General features: G+C 72.9%; 14 protein-coding genes and 3 pseudogenes. 9 read left to right on the forward strand and 8 right to left on the reverse strand.

Annotated features, from left to right (window positions below; genetic code table 11):
- Nucleotides 1–12: 12 nt before the first annotated feature.
- Together ACGFZN_RS16620 and ACGFZN_RS16625 are read right to left on the reverse strand one after the other, a co-directional pair.
- The gene (locus ACGFZN_RS16620; protein ID WP_393859175.1) at nucleotides 13–987 is read right to left on the reverse strand and encodes a DUF979 domain-containing protein; all 975 of its coding nucleotides are present in this window, start codon (nucleotides 985–987) and stop codon (nucleotides 13–15) included.
- Entirely contained in the window at nucleotides 984–1703 is a 720-nt protein-coding gene (locus ACGFZN_RS16625; protein WP_393859176.1) for a DUF969 domain-containing protein, read from the reverse strand. The genes ACGFZN_RS16620 and ACGFZN_RS16625 overlap by 4 nt, the downstream gene beginning before the upstream one ends.
- A gap of 170 nt (nucleotides 1704–1873) precedes the next feature.
- Here ACGFZN_RS16625 and ACGFZN_RS16630 point away from each other — a divergent pair, with 170 nt between their 5' ends.
- Genes ACGFZN_RS16630 through ACGFZN_RS16645 form a run of 4 tightly spaced genes read left to right on the forward strand, consistent with a single transcriptional unit; the run spans nucleotide 1874 to nucleotide 4683 of the window.
- Nucleotides 1874–2626: a LamB/YcsF family protein gene (locus tag ACGFZN_RS16630; protein ID WP_393859177.1), complete on the forward strand. Its 753-nt coding sequence runs from the start codon at nucleotides 1874–1876 to the stop codon at nucleotides 2624–2626.
- Entirely contained in the window at nucleotides 2623–3270 is a 648-nt protein-coding gene (locus tag ACGFZN_RS16635) for an allophanate hydrolase subunit 1 (RefSeq protein ID WP_393859178.1), read from the forward strand. The genes ACGFZN_RS16630 and ACGFZN_RS16635 overlap by 4 nt, the downstream gene beginning before the upstream one ends.
- The gene (locus tag ACGFZN_RS16640; protein WP_393859179.1) at nucleotides 3267–4124 is read left to right on the forward strand and encodes a biotin-dependent carboxyltransferase family protein; all 858 of its coding nucleotides are present in this window, start codon (nucleotides 3267–3269) and stop codon (nucleotides 4122–4124) included. Before ACGFZN_RS16635 ends, ACGFZN_RS16640 begins: the two co-directional genes overlap by 4 nt.
- Nucleotides 4125–4182: 58 nt before the next feature.
- Nucleotides 4183–4683, forward strand: a complete 501-nt coding sequence (locus tag ACGFZN_RS16645) for a hypothetical protein (protein WP_393859180.1) — start codon at nucleotides 4183–4185, stop codon at nucleotides 4681–4683.
- A 140-nt stretch (nucleotides 4684–4823) separates the two neighbouring features.
- Here ACGFZN_RS16645 and ACGFZN_RS16650 read toward each other — a convergent pair.
- Nucleotides 4824–5105: pseudogene (locus ACGFZN_RS16650) on the reverse strand (SDR family NAD(P)-dependent oxidoreductase); the annotation flags it as partial.
- Nucleotides 5106–5183: 78 nt separating this feature from the next.
- Nucleotides 5184–5294 (reverse strand): annotated as a pseudogene (locus ACGFZN_RS16655) (alpha/beta hydrolase); the annotation flags it as partial.
- A 151-nt stretch (nucleotides 5295–5445) separates the two neighbouring features.
- On the opposite strand from ACGFZN_RS16655, the gene ACGFZN_RS16660 reads away from it, so the two are divergent.
- Nucleotides 5446–6030, forward strand: a complete 585-nt coding sequence (locus ACGFZN_RS16660; RefSeq protein WP_393859181.1) for a hypothetical protein — start codon at nucleotides 5446–5448, stop codon at nucleotides 6028–6030.
- Nucleotides 6031–6078: 48 nt separating this feature from the next.
- Here the strand turns inward: ACGFZN_RS16660 and ACGFZN_RS16665 are convergent, their stop codons facing one another.
- The 3 genes from ACGFZN_RS16665 to ACGFZN_RS16675 form a co-directional block, all read right to left on the reverse strand.
- Nucleotides 6079–6987 (reverse strand): hypothetical protein, encoded by a 909-nt coding sequence (locus ACGFZN_RS16665; protein WP_393859182.1) that lies wholly within the window; start codon nucleotides 6985–6987, stop codon nucleotides 6079–6081.
- A gap of 217 nt (nucleotides 6988–7204) precedes the next feature.
- Nucleotides 7205–7684 (reverse strand): diadenosine tetraphosphate hydrolase, encoded by a 480-nt coding sequence (locus tag ACGFZN_RS16670; RefSeq protein ID WP_393859183.1) that lies wholly within the window; start codon nucleotides 7682–7684, stop codon nucleotides 7205–7207.
- A gap of 54 nt (nucleotides 7685–7738) precedes the next feature.
- Nucleotides 7739–8965: a glucuronyl hydrolase gene (locus ACGFZN_RS16675; protein WP_393859184.1), complete on the reverse strand. Its 1227-nt coding sequence runs from the start codon at nucleotides 8963–8965 to the stop codon at nucleotides 7739–7741.
- A 249-nt stretch (nucleotides 8966–9214) separates the two neighbouring features.
- Between ACGFZN_RS16675 and ACGFZN_RS16680 the strand changes: the two genes are divergently transcribed.
- The 4 genes from ACGFZN_RS16680 to ACGFZN_RS16695 all read left to right on the forward strand — a co-directional run bounded on the left by ACGFZN_RS16680 (nucleotide 9215) and on the right by ACGFZN_RS16695 (nucleotide 15546).
- The gene (locus tag ACGFZN_RS16680) at nucleotides 9215–10192 is read left to right on the forward strand and encodes an asparaginase (protein WP_393859185.1); all 978 of its coding nucleotides are present in this window, start codon (nucleotides 9215–9217) and stop codon (nucleotides 10190–10192) included.
- A 173-nt stretch (nucleotides 10193–10365) separates the two neighbouring features.
- The gene (locus tag ACGFZN_RS16685; protein WP_393859186.1) at nucleotides 10366–11430 is read left to right on the forward strand and encodes an ABC transporter ATP-binding protein; all 1065 of its coding nucleotides are present in this window, start codon (nucleotides 10366–10368) and stop codon (nucleotides 11428–11430) included.
- Nucleotides 11427–12791: an ABC transporter permease gene (locus ACGFZN_RS16690; RefSeq protein ID WP_393859187.1), complete on the forward strand. Its 1365-nt coding sequence runs from the start codon at nucleotides 11427–11429 to the stop codon at nucleotides 12789–12791. The genes ACGFZN_RS16685 and ACGFZN_RS16690 overlap by 4 nt, the downstream gene beginning before the upstream one ends.
- Nucleotides 12792–12798: 7 nt before the next feature.
- Complete coding sequence (locus tag ACGFZN_RS16695; RefSeq protein WP_393859188.1) at nucleotides 12799–15546, forward strand: bifunctional YncE family protein/alkaline phosphatase family protein; 2748 nt, start codon at nucleotides 12799–12801, stop codon at nucleotides 15544–15546.
- Nucleotides 15547–15622: 76 nt separating this feature from the next.
- Here ACGFZN_RS16695 and ACGFZN_RS16700 read toward each other — a convergent pair.
- Nucleotides 15623–16439: pseudogene (locus ACGFZN_RS16700) on the reverse strand (SAM-dependent methyltransferase).
- Nucleotides 16440–16590 lie beyond the last annotated feature (151 nt).

Here is a 16590-nt window from a genome sequence, read left to right on the forward strand (position 1 = left end):
GGCCGGAGCCGGTCAGAACGCGAAGAACGCCATGAGCGCCGTGCAGCAGACCAGCAGCGGCAGGGCCGTCGGGATCTGCGCCTTGATGGGGCCGTACTGGTCCTTCAGCTCCAGCAGGGTCGCCGGGACGATGTTGAAGTTGGCGGCCATCGGCGTGCACAGCGTGCCGCAGAAGCCGGCCAGCATGCCGACGGCGAGGACGGCCGGGGGATCGCCGTGCATCTGCTGGATGAGGACGGGCCAGCCGATCGCCGCGGTCATCACCGGGAACGCGGCGAAGGCGTTGCCCATGATCACGGTGAACAGGAACATGCCGACGCAGTAGGCGAGGACGGCGAGGTACTTCGAGTGGTCCGGCAGGACGTCGTGCACGACCTTGCCGACCTGGGTGCCGACGCCCGCGAGCGCGAAGATCGAGCCGAGTACGGCGAGGAGTTGGGGCAGCAGCAGGGCGGAGCCCATCGCCTCGAGCATGGAACGCCCGGAGTGCAGCGGCACGGAGAGCTTCCGCTCGCCGGTGACCAGCATGCCGACGCCGAGGGCGACGAGGCAGCCGATGCCGAGCCCGATCAGGGTGGCCTTGCCGGTCTCGAACAGGCCCGAGTCGTCGAGGACCGAGGCGCAGACGATGGCGACGAGCGGGATCGTCAGGGCGGGGACGAAGATGCGGCTGCCGAGCCGGGTGGCGGAGGCCTCGCGCTCCTCGGCGGTGCTGGTGACGGGGACGCCCTTGCCGAGGAAGTTGAAGCCGGCGAGCACGATCAGGGCGAGGACCGCGGCGCCGAGCGGTTCGGCGGGCAGGGTCCAGCCGCCGTTCTTCGCGGTGGCGTTGGCGACCCCGGTGCCGTAGGGGAAGGTCAGCCCGAGCAGGCCCCAGAACGCGGCGGAGGTCCACCGCCTGGGGTTGCTGCGGTCGGCCGCCATCTGCACGGCCATCACGACGAAGACGAGACCCACCAGCCAGTACAGCCATTCGACCTTGATCACTTGTTGCTCTCCTTCGGCAGCGGCAGGTCGTGTTCGGCGGCGGCGAGCGCCATCTCGCGCTGCAACTGGCGGTCCAGGAGCAGCAGCCGGGCGCCGTGGATCAGGAAGGCACAGACGGCGACCGGGACCGCCCACAGGGCCAGCTGGGTCGGCTCCAGGTTCTGGTGGTAGGTGGAGTTGACGAATCCGGTGATCAGCAGGATGGAGCCGATCGCGACGAAGCAGTCCTCGCCGAAGAACACGCCGACGGTGTCGGCGGACGCGGAGTAGGAGCGCACCTTCTCCCGCAGCCGCTCGGGCAGCGCCGCACCCGTCGAGCGTTCGGCGGCGGCCTCGGCCATGGGCGCGACGAGCGGCCGCACGGTCTGCGCCGGCCCGCACATGCTGGTCAGGCCGAACGCCGCGGTGACCTGACGGACCAGCAGATAGACGGTGAGGAACCGGCCGGTGCTCAGCGCGCCGAGCCGGGCGATGAGCCTGCGGGCCTGTTCCCGCAGGCCGTAGCGCTCCAGCAGACCGATCACAGGCAGGGCGACGGCGAAGACGGTGACCGAGCGGCTGTCCGCGAAGGACCGGCCGAAGGCCGCCAGGACCTGCAGCGGGTTCATTCCGCCGATCAGCCCGGTGAAGACACCGGCGACGCCCACCACGAGGACGGGATTGCGGCGCGTGACGAATCCGAGGATCACCACGACGACGCCGAGCAGAACGATCATGCGGTGGCCTTTTGGGGTTGTGCGGGCGCGACGCCCGGGTGGCACGGATCCGGGACCCCGGATCCGTGGGGGATGCAGGGACCCTAGGGGATCGTTCAACGATCGAACAAGGGGGCGTTCGGTAAATCCATCTCTTGTCGGATCGTTCAACAATCGATTAGGTTCGGAATGTGATCGACCTCAACGCGGACCTCGGTGAGGGCTTCGGCCGCTGGACCCTCACCGACGACGACGCCCTGCTCTCCGTCGTGACCAGCGCCAACGTCGCCTGCGGCTTCCACGCCGGCGACCCCTCCGTGATGCGCCGCGTCTGCGACCTGGCCGCCGGGCGCGGCGTCCGGATCGGCGCCCAGGTCTCCTACCGCGACCTGGCCGGATTCGGCCGCCGCGCCATGGACGTGCCCGGCGAGGAGCTGGCGGCCGAGGTCGCCTACCAGATCGGCGCGCTGCGGGTCTTCGCCCAGGCCGCCGGCGCCGACGTGGCCTACGTCAAGCCCCACGGCGCGCTCTACAACCGCACCGTGCACGACGCCGAGCAGGCCGCGGCCGTCGTGGCCGGCGTCCGCCTCGCGGGCGGCGCCCTGCCGGTGCTCGGCCTGCCCGGCTCCCGCCTGCTGGCCGCCGCGCAGGAGGCCGGCCTGACCGCCGTGCCGGAGGCCTTCGCGGACCGCGCCTACACCCCCGCCGGCACCCTGGTGCCGCGCCGTGAACCAGGCGCCGTGGTGACCGACGAGGACGCGGTGATCCGGCGCTCCCTCGCCTTCGCCGTGGACGGCGCGGTCGAGGCCGCGGACGGTACGACGGTCCCGGTGGCCGCCCGCTCCCTGTGCGTCCACGGCGACACGCCGGGCGCCGCCCGGATCGCGGCGCGGGTGCGCGAGGCCCTCGACGCCGCCGGGGTCGAGGTCGGGGCGTTCGCATGACGGACGACCGGTCCCTGGACGTGCGCCCCGCCGGACGGCACGCACTGCTCGTCGAACTGCCGGACGCCGAGCGCACCGCCGCCTTCCACGCCGAGCTGCTGCGGCGCCGCGCCGCGGGAACCCTGCCCCCTATCGAGGAGATCGTGCCCGGCGCCCGGACCGTCCTGCTGGACGGCGTCGCCCGCCCCGGCGAACTGGCCCGCAGGATCGCCGCATGGGACGTGCCCGCCCACCCCGCCGACACCGGAGGACTCGTGGAGATCCCCGTGCGCTACGACGGCCCGGATCTGGCGCGGGTGGCCGAACTGTGGGGCGTCGGCGCCGGCGAGGTCGCCGCCCGGCACTCCTCCTACACCTACCGCGTCGCCTTCTGCGGCTTCGCCCCCGGCTTCGGCTACCTCACCGGACTGCCCCCCGAGCTGCACGTGCCGCGCCGCGAGACCCCCCGCACCCGGGTCCCGGCCGGCGCGGTCGCCCTCGCCGGCCCCTACAGCGCGGTCTACCCGCGGGCCACCCCCGGCGGCTGGCAGCTCATCGGCACCATGCCGGACCCGGCCCCGCTGTGGGACCTCGGCCGCGAGGAACCCGCCCTGCTCACGCCGGGCACGCGCGTGCGCTTCACGCCGGAGGGCGGCACACCATGACCGCCAAGCTCGCCGTCGTACGCTCCGGCGCCCTGACCACCGTCCAGGACGGCGGCCGGCGCGGCCACGCCCACCTGGGCGTCCCCCGCTCCGGCGCCCTGGACGCTCCCGCGATGCGGCTGGCCAACCGGTTCCTCGGCAACACCCCCGACGCCGCCGTCCTGGAGACCACCCTGACCGGCTGCGCCCTGCGCCCCGACCGCGCCCTCACCGTCGTCGTGGGCGGCGCGCCCTGCCCGGTGACCGTCGACCGCCGGTCGGTGGCCTGGGGCGTGCCCGTACGGGTGCCCGCGGGCGCCGTGCTGAACGTGGGCGGGGTGACCGCGGGGGTGCGCGCGTACGTCGCCGCCGCCGGCGGCATCGCCGTCGAACCGGTCCTCGGCAGCCGTTCGACGGACCTGCTCTCCGGGCTCGGCCCGGCGCCCCTGCGCGACGGCGACGTCCTCCCGCTGGGCACCCCCGCCCCGCTGCCCGCGCTTCCCGACGGCGCCCCCTGGCCGGCGCCGCCCGCCGAACTGACCCTGCCGCTCACACTCGGACCCCGCGCCGACTGGTTCACCCCCGCCGCGCTGCGCACCCTCGCCTCGGCGACCTACCGCGTGTCGCAGCACAGCAACCGCATCGGCCTGCGCACCGAGGGACCGGCGCTGGAACGCGCCTCGACCGGCGAGCTGCCCAGCGAGGGGATGGTGCTCGGCGCCGTCCAGGTCCCGCCGGACGGGCGCCCGGTGGTGTTCCTGCACGACCACCCCACCACCGGGGGCTATCCGGTGATCGGGGTCGTCCCCGAGGACGCCCTGGCCGCGGCCGCGCAGGCCACGGCGGGCACCCCGGTCCGCTTCACGCCGGGATGACGGCGCCTGTGGGGGCGGCACCGTTTGGCGCACGGCGCGGCCGGGGACCCGGAGCGACATGTTCCGAAGCCTCGCGCGCGGCTGTGCGGCGGGGGCCGCCGGCACCACCGCGCTGAACGCCGTCAGCTATCTGGACATGGCGCTGCGCGGCCGCCCGTCGAGCGGCGCCCCGCAGGCCGTCGTGGACAAGATCACCACCAAGGCGGGACTCCGGATCCCGGACGGGGAGGAACGGGACAACCGGCTCTCCGGACTGGGGGCGCTCGCGGGCATCGCCGTCGGAGTCGGGACCGGCGCCGCCATGGCCCTGCTCCACCGCGCCGGTCTGCGCCCGCACCCCTGCCTCGGCGGCGTGCTGACCGGAGCCCTGGCCATGACGCTGACCGACGCGCCGATGGCCGCCCTCGGAGTCAGCGACCCCCGCACCTGGTCGCCCGCCGACTGGACCGCCGACGCGCTGCCCCACCTCGCCTACGGCCTGGTCACCTACGGCGCCATCACGTCCACGCGAGGACGCCCCGCAGCCGGCGGATGCGGGCGTCGCAGGCGCCCACGCTGAGGTCCACCGCGGGGGGCGACGGGCGCCGAAGCAGTGCAAGGCGCCCGTCCAGACGCGGAGTTCGGCCGACCCCACGTCGACATGGCCGGGGCAGCACGGACAGGCCGGCGGCGCCGTGCTGACGCCCGCGCCCGGCGTGCTCAGGCGCGCGCGCCGCCGTCGACCCGCAGCACCGTCCCGGTCACGAAGGAGGCACGGTCGCTGAGCAGCCAGGCGGCGGCCTCGGCGATCTCGTCCGAGGCGGCCCCGCGGCGCAGCGGGGTCAGCGCCGTGAGCCGGTCCTGCAGCCCGGGGGACTCCGCCTCCCAGGCCCGGATCATCTCGGTCAGCGTGTCGCCGGGCGCGATCGCGTTGACGCGGATGCCCTCGGGGCCGTACGTCACGGCGGCCGACTCGGTCAGGCTGTTCACCGCCCGCCGTACTGGTCGTGCAGCGGCGTCTGCCACGCCGTCGCGTCGGACGTCCGGCATCGGGCACAGCAGCAGCTGCCCGGCCGGGCGGGGGCCGCGACGGCCACGGGTGAGCAGAGCGAAGGCCCCGCCGCCGGCGCTCTTCCCGCCGACGACGGTGCGATCGGAGTCGGCGCCCAGGCCGGCCGCGCGCGTCGCCACCCAGAGACTCGCGCAGGAGCCGCGGCAGCACGGACCACGCGTTGCCTGTGATCATTCCGCCGCCGTGCAGGTGGTACAGCAGCACCGCCTGACGTACCGTCCGCTCCGCCCCGCCTTGGCCGGGAGCCGCTGGTGCTGGTAGGCATTGGCTGTGCGATTCGAGAGCGTTCCCATGCCGGCGGCGGTCGAGGCACGGCCCCGTGACGCGCGCGGGTATCCGGTGCCGGCCATCACTCCCTGGGAAGGGGAGGAGCCGCAGTTCGCGCTCACCGACTACGAACGCAGCGCCGCGTGCGCCCGCGGACGGCTGTGCTCGGTGTGCAACCAGGGCATGCCGCAGGGCCCGGTATGGCGGGTGGTGGGGGCCGCGGAGAGCGCGGCGATCGGCGCGGCGCTGGCCGCGGGGCGGCCCTACCGCAATCTCGCGCCGACCCTGGAGGGGCCGGGGCACCGCGCGTGCATGCTGTACGCGTCGATGGTGTGCCCGTATCTGGCCCGGCCCAACGCCCGGCGCGGCATGTCGGCGGAGGAACCGGACGACCTGACCGCGCATGTGGTGCGGGGCGCGGTGCGGGGCACGATGGGCGCGGTGGTGGGCTTCGGCGCGTACGAGTACGCCGTCACCGCCAGCCGGGTGCTCTTCCGGTTCCTCGACGTGGTCGAGTTCCTGCCGCACGACACCGCCGACGCCCACTTGGACGAGCTGCGGGCCGAGCTCGCCCGTACCGCGAAGTGACCCGTACTCCGCGCCCCGGACGCGCCCGGCCCGTCGCCCGACACGGTGTCAGGGGCGGTACGCCGCCAGTCCGACCGTCGAGGTGACCTTCGTCGGATGGCCCGAGCCGTCGGCGGGCAGGGTCACCGTCCCGGACGGGGTGCGCACCGCGAGCGTCCTGCCGTCGGGGGACCAGGCGGGCTCGGTGTAGTCGGTGGTGGCGTGCGGGGTGAGGTCCTTGACGTGGTTGCCGTGCATGAAGTCCTCGACCAGCACGTGGTCGTGTCCGGCGACCGAGCGCACGAAGACGACCTCCTCCTCGTTCGGGGACAGGGCCGGCTGGGAGCCCTTGGCGAGCTTGCCGCCCTGCTGGCGCAGGTAGTCGTCGCGGATGTAGACGGCGCCGGTGTCGGCGTTGGCGTACACCGAGGTGCCGTAGTGGCCGGCCGCGTTCGGCCAGACGTTACCGGTCTGCGGGACCGCGCCGTCCGGGTCGGGGGAACCGTTCAGGGGCAGGGTCTTCGGCGTGCCGTGCACGGCCTTGGCGGAGATGTACTTCAGCCGGGAGACGCCCTTGGCGCGGGCGGCGAAGATGAGGTTGTCCTTGGCGGGGATGTTGTAGCGGGTGTCCTTCGCGGCCACCTGCCAGGTCGGGTGGGACCAGTTCTGGTTGCCCGGGTTCTTCGCGACCACCACACGCCCGCTGCCGTCGGGGCCGGCGATGTCCAGGTTGCCGGAGCCGTCCACGAAGGCGGCCTTCTTGCCGTCCGGGGACCAGGCGAGGTCGCGGACGGGTACCTTGAAGTCGACCTTGTGGCCGTTGATCAGCACGTACCGGGTGCCGTTGCTGATGGTCAGGGTGCCGTGCGAGGCACCGGTGGCGGCCGAGGCGGCGCCGGTGACGCCCAGCAGGGCGGAACCGGTGACGGCGGCGGCCACGGCGATGGCGGCCGCCACGGTGCGGGTGCGGGTGGTCATGAGTGCATTCCCCCAGGAACGTCGACTGGTCGGGTCGTACGGTTGCTTGTGTGTCAGAGCCGCTCGGTCGGCGCCCTGTCGGCTGAAGGCCACGCGATGGTCTGCCGCTCTGTTCCAGGCAGAGCCTGACAGCTCCGGATCTTCGAATCGTCCGTTCGCTGTCACAGGGGTGTAACACGGACATACCTCCCCGCTGTCCGGCCGGCGCACACGTGCGTCAGGCGGCCGGGGCAGTCAGGTCCAGTTCGCCCGCGATCGCGTCCCGCAGTGCGTCGTGCCGCGGACCGAGCGCGAACCGCTCGTCGCGCCACCGCTCCGGCGGGTACAGCCACACCGGCTTGCCCACCAGTTCGGACGGCTCCCACTCGAACCGGGGCCAGACGTGGGCGTGCAGGAACGGGTCCGTGTTGCCGAGGATCTCCAGGTTCACCCGCCGGAAGGCGGGATCCAGGCGCCGGCAGGCCCTTTCCACGGCCTCGCCGAGCCGCTCCATGTCGGACAGGAACGCCAGCCGCCTCGCCCTGGGCAGGTCGGACAGCCGCTCCACACCCGGCTCGTCGGCCAGCAGGACCGAGTAGCCGGGCAGGAACTGCACGTCCCCGATCGCCGCGAAGCCCGCCTCCAGCCGTCGCAGCACCGTCGGGTTCGCGCCCCGCAGGGCAGCCCCGATCCGGTCGTCACGCCAGTCGTCGCTCATCGCCCCAACCTACGGCCTGTCCCTGACGGCGGAGGAGTGAGCCGGGTGGCCGCCTCAGACCGCCGACAGGTCGATCGCCCGGTCGACGTCCCGCGGCCGCAGCACGCGCAGGATGCCTTCCAGCAGGTAGTAGTCGGCGTAGGGGAGGGAGATCTCGACTCCGTCCTCGGCCGGCCGGTTGCGGGTGCAGCGGGCGACGACCGCCTGCGCGCGGGTGGAGGTCCGGGTCAGGCAGGTCTGCGCCAGCGCGGTGAGGATCCGCAGGGCCACCTGCCGGTAGCCGGGCCGGCCGGCCGCGGCGGACAGGTCCGGCAGCCCGCAGGCCATGACCGCACCGGCCGAGGCGTCCTTGACGTCGTACGGCGCCTGGGGTGCGCGGTAGTCCCACACGGGGACGTGGTCCGGGCTCAGCGCTCCGACCGCGAAGTCGGCGAGTCTGCACGCCGTGGTCAGGAACTGCCGGTCTCCCGTCCGGCGGTACATCGTGGTGAACCCGTAGATGCCCCAGGCCTGTCCGCGGGACCAGCAGGAATCCGGGCTGTACCCCTGGACCGTGCCGGGGCCGATCGGGGCGCCGGTGCTGGGGTCGAAGTCGAAGACGTGGAGTGTCGAGCCGTCCGGGCGGGGAAAGACCCGCTGGGCCGTCCGGGCGTGCTCCACGGCGATGCGGAGATACCTGTCGTCTCCCGTCTGCCGACTGGCGAACGCCAGCAGGTCGAGGTTCATGATGGTGTCCATGATGACCCGGCCCGCGTCGACCGGGTCGTCCAGCGCTCCCCAGGCCCGGATGAAGTGGCCGCGGGGGTTGTAGCGCCGGATGAGCGAGCCGGCCGCCTCGATCGCGCCCGCGCGCCAGTAGTCGTCGCCGGTCAGCCGCCAGGCGGTGACCCAGGACGGGGTGAACAGGAATCCGAGGTCGTGGGTGGTGGTGTCGTACCGGCGCGGGGCGAGCCGGCGGGCGGAGTCGAGGGCCAGCGTCCGGAACACGCCGTCCCCGCTGTGGAGGTACGCCATCCACAGCGTCCCCGGCCAGAATCCCCCGACCCAGTCACCGCCCTGCGAGTAGACCCACTTCTCGGCCTTCGTGCCGACGGGAAAGCCCGTCACCCCGGGCGCGACAGCGCGCAGTTTCTCCACCGCGTAGTCGGCGGCGGCGCGCAGTGCCCGCACGGTGGGCGCCGGGACCGGGTCGCCGGACGCCTGAGCCGCCTGTGCGGGTGCGACGGCGGTGCCCGTGGCGGCGGCCGCCACGGTGAGCACGGTGCGCCGGGGAATGCTCATGGACGCCTCCAAGTCAGCGGTGCCGCAGGGACGTTGAGGGAGTCTGGCACGGCGGACGCCCGCGCGTACAGCCATGTGTGTGATGTTCATGTTCGTGAATAAAGGTGGCCGGGCCCGCCTGCCGGCCGAGGAGCGGCCGCGGGTAGCGTGCGCAGCACCCGCTCATCCGGCCGTGTGCCCGGCGATCCCGGGACATGCCGTGCGGGCCGCCCCGTCAGGCCCCGGTTCCGTCAGGAAGGTGACCCGCCGATGACTCAGCCCGCCACGACCCCCACCGCCAGCACGCCGAGCGCCCCGGTCCTCGCCGAGGTCGTCCGCTCCGGATTCACCGAAGGGCGCCACCGGGGCAGCGTGGTGGCGCTCGCCGCGGACGGGTCGGTGGAGTGGGCGATCGGCGACGTCACGTCCCCCGTCTTCCCGCGCTCCGCCAACAAGCCGATGCAGGCGGCGGGCATGCTGCGGGCCGGCCTGGACCTCGCGGGCGAGCGGCTGGCACTGGCCGCCGCGAGCCACTCCGGGGAACCGTTCCACCGCGACCTGGTGCGCACGATGCTGAAGGAGCACGGGCTCACCCCCGATCACCTCCGGTGCCCGCCCGCGCTCCCCCTGGACCAGCAGGAGCAGGAGGCCTGCCTCGCGGCCGGCGGCCGGCGCGACCGAGTGGCCATGAACTGCTCCGGCAAGCACACGGCGATGCTGGCCGCCGCCGCGCTGCGCGCCTGGCCGCTGGAGTCCTACCTCGACCCGGCGCATCCCCTCCAGCGTGTCATCCGCACGGCCGTGGAGGACGCGGCCGGCGAACCGGTGGCCGCCGTCGGTGTGGACGGCTGCGGGGCGCCGCTGATGGCGATCAGCCTGACCGGACTCGCCCGCGCCTTCCGCTCCTTCGTCCTCGCCGCCCCCGGCACCCCCGAACAGCGGGTCGCCGACGCCATGCGCGCCCACCCCGAGTACGTCGCGGGCACCCACCGCCACGACACCTGGCTCATGCGGGAGATACCGGGCGTCCTGGCGAAGGTGGGCGCCGAGGCCGTACAGGGCCTCGCCCTGCCCGACGGGCGTGCCCTGGCCCTCAAGATCGAGGACGGCGGAGTCCGGGCCCTCGGCCCCGTGCTGGCCCGCGCGCTGCGGCTGATGGGAGTCACGGCGCCCGTCCTGGAGCGCGTCGGCCGTGCGCCGGTGCTGGGCCGCGGGGAGGAGGTGGGGGAGGTGCGTGCCGTCTTCTGACCTGCGTTGACGTCGCGTCACCGGGTCACAGGGCCACGGGGGCTGCGGCGGCCTTGCCGCCCGGGACCCGGTGGACTGCTGTTTTCTTCCGTTCCGTGAGCGTTCAACTGACGCTTCCTGTGCGTACGGTGTGCTCTCCCTAGGGTCCATGAGGCTTTCGAAAGAAGGGGCTCATGGACTCACTCCTGGCCGTCCGGGCTCGCGGGATCACCAAGTGCTTCGGTGATGTCGTCGCTCTCGACGGGATCGATCTGGATGTGGCGCAGGGACGGATCCACGGCCTGGTCGGCCCGAACGGCGCCGGCAAGACGACGCTTCTCGGGCTCCTGCTCGGGCTGGCCGTGGCCGACAGCGGCCGGCTGGAGATCCTCGGCACGCCGGTGGGCCGGACGTACGCCGCCCCCGACGGAGTCGCCGGGTTCGTCGACGGCCCCGGCCTCTACCCGTCGCTGACCGCCCGGCAGAACCTCGCCGCGCTCGCCGCCCTGCGCGGCGGCGCGCGCACGGCCGGCATCGACGACGTCCTCGGCGAGGTCGGGCTCACCGATGTCGCCGACGACCGGATCCGCGGCTTCTCCCTCGGCATGCGGCAGCGGCTCGGGCTCGCCGCCGCCCTGCTCACCAAGCCCCGGCTGCTCGTGCTCGACGAGCCGTCCAACGGCCTCGACCCGGCGGGCAAGAAGCACGTCCACGGCGTCCTCACCCGGCTGGCCGCGGAAGGGACCGGCGTCGTGCTCTCCAGCCACCGCATGGACGACCTCGAAGCGCTGTGCTCCGACGTCACCATCCTCGCCACCGGACGGGTCGTGTTCTCCGGCCCCGTACGCGAACTGGCCGCCGAGAGCCGGGAACTCGACTACCGGCTGATCGCCTCCGACCCGCAGGACGCCCGCCGCATCGCCGCCGACACGCCCGGGATCCGCCTCGTCGAGCAGGGGCGTCCCGGCGCCGACGATGTGCTCGTCGTACGCGCCCTGGTGCCGGACCTCGACGCGCTCGTGGTGCGGCTCGTCCGGTCGGGCATCGCCCTGCGCGAACTGGCCCCCGTGGTCTCCCCGCTGGAAGCGGCCTTCCTGGCCCTGACGGAGCATCAGGGGAGTGACGGGGAAAGGGCGGATTCAGGTGCAGGGCAGGCGGAGCCCGGCACGAGCCGGCCCGCCTCAGCGGCCGTACCGCGACAGGAATCCGGCGCTTCGGCCCGGCGCACCCACGCCCAGCAGCAGGAGGCCGGCCGATGACCGCCACCGCGACCGCACCCGCCCCCGAAGGGACCACCGCTTCCGCACGTGTCTCGGTTGCCCGGGGCTACCGCTTCGAACTGGTCAAGCTCGTCTCCCAATGGCGGATCCGGCTGCTGGTGCTCGCCTGCTGGATCGCACCCGGTCTGTTCGTCGCGGCGGTCGGCCAGCAGAGCACGCTCCCCTCGGACACCCTCTTCGGCCGCTGGATGCTCGCCACCGGATGGGCCGGGCCGCTGGTGATGCTCGGCTTCTCAGGCACCTGGGCGCTGCCGCTGCTGACCTCGGTGGTCGCCGGTGACGTGTTCGCCTCCGAGGACCGGCTCGGCACCTGGCGGCACCTGCTCGTGGCGGTCCGCTCGCCCCGGAGGATCTTCGTGGCGAAGGCGCTGGCCGGGCTCACCGTCATCGTGCTGCTCGTGGCCGGGCTGGCCTGCTCCAGCGCGGCCGGCGGCCTCGTGACTGTCGGCAGCCGACCGCTGGTCGGCCTCGACGGTCACCAGCTGACGCCATCGGACGCGGCCGGCAGGGTCGCCCTCGCCTGGCTGTGCGTCCTCGCCCCGACCCTGGCCCTCGCCGCGATCGGGCTCCTCGGCTCCATCGTGCTGGGGCGGTCCCCGATGGGGCTGCTGCTGCCCGCGGTCGTCGCGCTCGCGATGCAGCTCGCCCAGATGCTGCCGCTGCCCGTCGCCGTACGCCTCTCCCTGCCCGGCTACGCCTTCATCGCCTGGAACGGGCTGTTCACCAGTCCCGCGCAGCTCGGCCCGCTCCTCATCGGTGTGGGGGTCGGCCTGGTGTGGGCCGTGGTGGCCACCACGCTGGCGTACCTGCTGTTCCTGCGGCGGGACTTCACGCACGTGACCGCCGACGGACTGGGACGCCGCGCGGTCACCGCCGGTCTCCTGCCGCTGCTGGCACTGACCGGCGTGACCGTCGCCGTCCTCGCCCCGGCGACCGGGGCCACCGGCTCCGGCATCACGCAGGAGAAGGTGCAGCGCTCGCTCGCCACGGAGTTCGCCCACCTCTACCGCCTGCAGACCGAGGAGCTCCACCGCCCCGCGGTCACCGAAGCGCAGCTGAAGGCCACGGCCTCCTGCGACAAGGGCAGCGTGCGGGTCGCCGCCGAGGGACCCGGCAACGACTGGCGCTGCGTCGTGTCCTGGCATCTGCCCGGCGTCGAGGCCACCGGGACGGCCGTCTACCAGCTCGACGTCACCTCAGACGGGCGGTTCGTCGCCGACGGCGACGGACCGAAGGAAGTGAACGGCTACTTCCTGGTGCGGACCCCGACCGGCGACGCACCGAACCCACTTTGGCAGTTCGACGGCAACGTCGAACTTCTCCACCCCTCGAAGGGATGACTCTCCCATGCAGGTAACCCGCCACCGCCGATCCGAGCAGACGGCGTTCCGCGGTAGACGAGGTGGGCGCCGCAGCGCCCTCACGGTGGGCGCCACGGCCGTGGTCCTCGCCGTCACCGCCGGCGTCGGCTACGCCCAGACCCACCAGTTCGGCACCGACCAGGTCGGCCAGACGACCGACCGCGGCCAGGTGATCTCCAGCGACCAGTACATCGCCCCCTACGGCGACCGCCTCGTCATCGACAACGGCAAGATCATGTCGTCCTCGCCCAGCCCGGACGGCACCCACGTCGCGGCCTCGGTCACCGACGGCGGTGCGGCACTGGCCATCGTCGACGTCAAGAACTGGAAGGTGCAGCAGGTCGTCGGCACCGCGGCCACGTCGAGCCCGCGCCTGAGCAGCAACTCCGTGGGCCAGGAAGGCCCCACGTACTCGCCCGACGGCAAGCAGCTGTGGCTGGGCCAGACCGACGGCTACACCAAGTTCACGGTCAACCCGGACGGCACGGTCGCCAACCCGGTGGCCGTCAAGATCCCGGCGGACGGCTCCAAGCACGCCCTGGTCGGCGCGGCGGTGTTCTCCGCCGACGGCTCCACCGTGTACTCCGCGGTCAACGGCCAGAACCGGGTGGTCGCCATCGACACGGCGACCGGCGCCGTCAAGCAGAGCTGGAGCGTGGGCAACGCGCCGCGCGACCTGGTCCAGGTCGGCGACAAGCTCTACGTCAGCAACGAGGGCGGCCGCCCGGCCAAGGCCGGCGACACCACCATCAACTCCTACGGCACCCAGGTGCCGGCCGACCCGAAGACCGGCGCCACCACCACCGGCACGGTCAGCGTCATCGACCTCGCGGACCCGGCCGCGGCCCCGTCCAGCATCGACGTCGGCCTGCACCCGACCGCGCTGTACGCCAAGGGCAAGGCGCTGTTCGTCACCAACACCGCCGACAACAGCGTGTCGGTCATCGACACCCGGAAGAACAAGGTCGTCCAGACCATCGACACCCAGCCGTGGCCGGAGGCGAAGGTCGGCTACGAGCCCAACGCGGTGACCCTGACCGACGACGGCCGCCTGCTGGTGACCCTCGGCCGCGCCAACGCGGTCGCCGTCTACCGGTACAAGAGCCCGCTGGAGCCGGTGAGTTACGTCGGCCTGCTGCCGACGGACTACTTCCCCTCCGAGATCACGACCGTCGGCGACCAGGTGCTGGTCTCGAACACCCGCGGCATCGACGCCCGCCGCCCCACCACCGCCGGCGGCCACGGCACGCACGACACCACCTCGAGCCTGACCCGGTTCACCCTGCCGGACGACAGCGTCATCCGGGCCCAGACCGCCAAGGTCTTCCAGCAGAACGGCTGGACGCCCGGCTCGGTGTCCGTGGCCAAGGGCGGCGCCAAGGCGCAGCCGGTGGCGGTGCCGCAGCGGCTCGGCGACCCGTCGACGATCAAGCACGTCTTCCTGATCGTCAAGGAGAACCGGACCTACGACCAGGTCTTCGGCGACATGCCGCAGGGCAACGGCGACCCGTCGGTGACGCAGTTCGGCGAGAACGTGACGCCGAACCAGCACGCGCTGGCCAAGCAGTTCGGCCTGTACGACAACACGTACGACATCGGCACCAACTCCGCCGAGGGCCACAACTGGCTGATGCAGGCCGACGACCCGGAGTACACCGAGTCCTCGGCGGGCGAGTACCAGCGCAGCTACGACACCGAGAACGACGCCCTCGGCCACCAGAAGTCCGGGTTCCTGTGGACCGGCGCGCAGGCCGCCGGCAAGACGGTGCGGGACTTCGGCGAGTTCCAGTCGGCCGAGACCAAGCCGGCCGGCGCGACCTGGCAGAACCTGTACTGCGACGCCAAGAACATGGACGCGACGGGCCGGCCCACCGCCTACCCCATCCAGACGGGTTCGGCGATACCGTCGCTCAACTCCGTGTCCGTGCCCGGCTTCCCGATGTTCGACCTGGATGTCCCTGACGTCTACAAGTACCAGATCTGGAAGCAGGACTTCGAGAAGAACGGTCCGGCGAACCTGAACATGTTCTGGCTCTCCAACGACCACACCGGTGGTCCGGCGAGCCCGGCGGCGCAGGTCGCGGACAACGACCTCGCGGTCGGCAAGATGGTCGACACGATCTCGCACAGCAAGTACTGGAAGGACTCGGCGATCTTCGTCGTCGAGGACGACTCCCAGGCCGGTCTCGACCACGTCGACGGCCACCGCGCCCCGATCCAGATCATCAGCCCCTGGGCCCAGCACGGCGCCGTCGACAGCCACTACTACTCGCAGATCACGATGATCCGCACCATCGAGCAGATCCTCGGGATCCACCCGATGAACCAGAAGGACAGCGCGGCCACTCCGATGCGCGGAGCCTTCACCCGGCGCCCGGACTACACGCCGTTCACGGCGCAGCCCAACCGGACCTCGCTGACCGACGGCCTGAAGACCCCGCCCGCCTGCGGCACGGACACCCCGGCGGCGCAGGACCCGAAGGCGGCGGCCGTCCCGGCGACGAAGGTCCCGGCGGACATGAAGCAGCTGGCCGCCGAGTGGGACGGCTGGAAGTCGAAGCAGCACCTGACCGGCTCCCACGCCATCCCCGACTTCGCCAACCCGGCCCAGATGAACCACTACACCTGGTACATGACGCACAACTGGAAGACGCCGTACCCCGGTGAGAAGAAGATCTACGCACCGAACGACGTGCCGGGTGCCTACATCCCGTCGGCGGAGTCCGACGGCTGACGCGCCCTGATGCGCCGAGGACCCCGGGCAGGCCATGCGCCCGCCGGGGGTCCTCGTCGTTCACCGGCGCGCGCGGCTACGGCTTGCGGGCCAGGCCTCCGTGCTCCGCGATGATCTCCGGGGCGCGGGAGCCGGGGTCCGGGCGCCACTGCGTGACGGAGACGGCGCCGGGATCGACGAGTTCCAGGCCGTCGAAATACGCGGTGATCTCCGCGACGGTACGAAGGTGGTACGGGACGGCGCCGCTGCGGTTGTTAGCCGTACTGGGCCTCCTCGAAGACGGGGTCGACGCCGCGTGAGCCGTCGTTGACGCAGAGGTGGCTGCCGGAGGGCAGGGCGTCCATCAGGCGGCCGGCGATCGCGCGCGCCCGGGCGTGGTCGGCCACGTGTCCCAGGATGTTGCTGAGGACGAGCCCGACCGGACGGCCGAGGTCGAGTGTCCCGGCGGCGGCCTCGAGGATCCGGTCCGGTTCGGTCACGTCGGCGTCGATGTACGCCGTCGCGCCCTCCCGGGTGGAGCACAGCAGGGCGCGGGCGTGCGCCAGCACCATCGGGTCGTTGTCGACGTACACGATCCGCGACTCGGGAGCGAGCCGCTGGGCGACCTCATGGGTGTTGTCGGCGGTCGGCAGCCCCGTGCCGACGTCCAGGAACTGGCGGATCCCCGCCTCACGGACCAGATAGGTGAGGGTGCGGCGCAGAAACGCGCGGCTGCTGCGGGCGATGGTCACGATCCCGGGGAAGACCGCGGTGTACGCGTCACCGGCCGCCTCGTCGACGGGGTAGTTGTCCTTGCCGCCGAGCCAGTAGTTCCAGATGCGGGCGGAGTGCGGCACCGACGTGTCGATCTTCTGGCCGATCGGCGGCTCGGGCGTCGTCGTGGGGTCGGTCATCAGGCGGGTCCGTCTTTCGTCCATGGCGTGGATCGTGGTGTCGATCGTTCACCGCCCAACCTACGTCCCAACGTCCGCTGCTCGCCCGTGAGTTCGGGGAACCCGGGCCACGACGACCCCGGCCGCGGTACCGTCGGCCGACGACGCCCGC

The organism is Streptomyces sp. NPDC048192, from assembly GCF_043202415.1.
GTDB lineage: Bacteria > Actinomycetota > Actinomycetes > Streptomycetales > Streptomycetaceae > Streptomyces.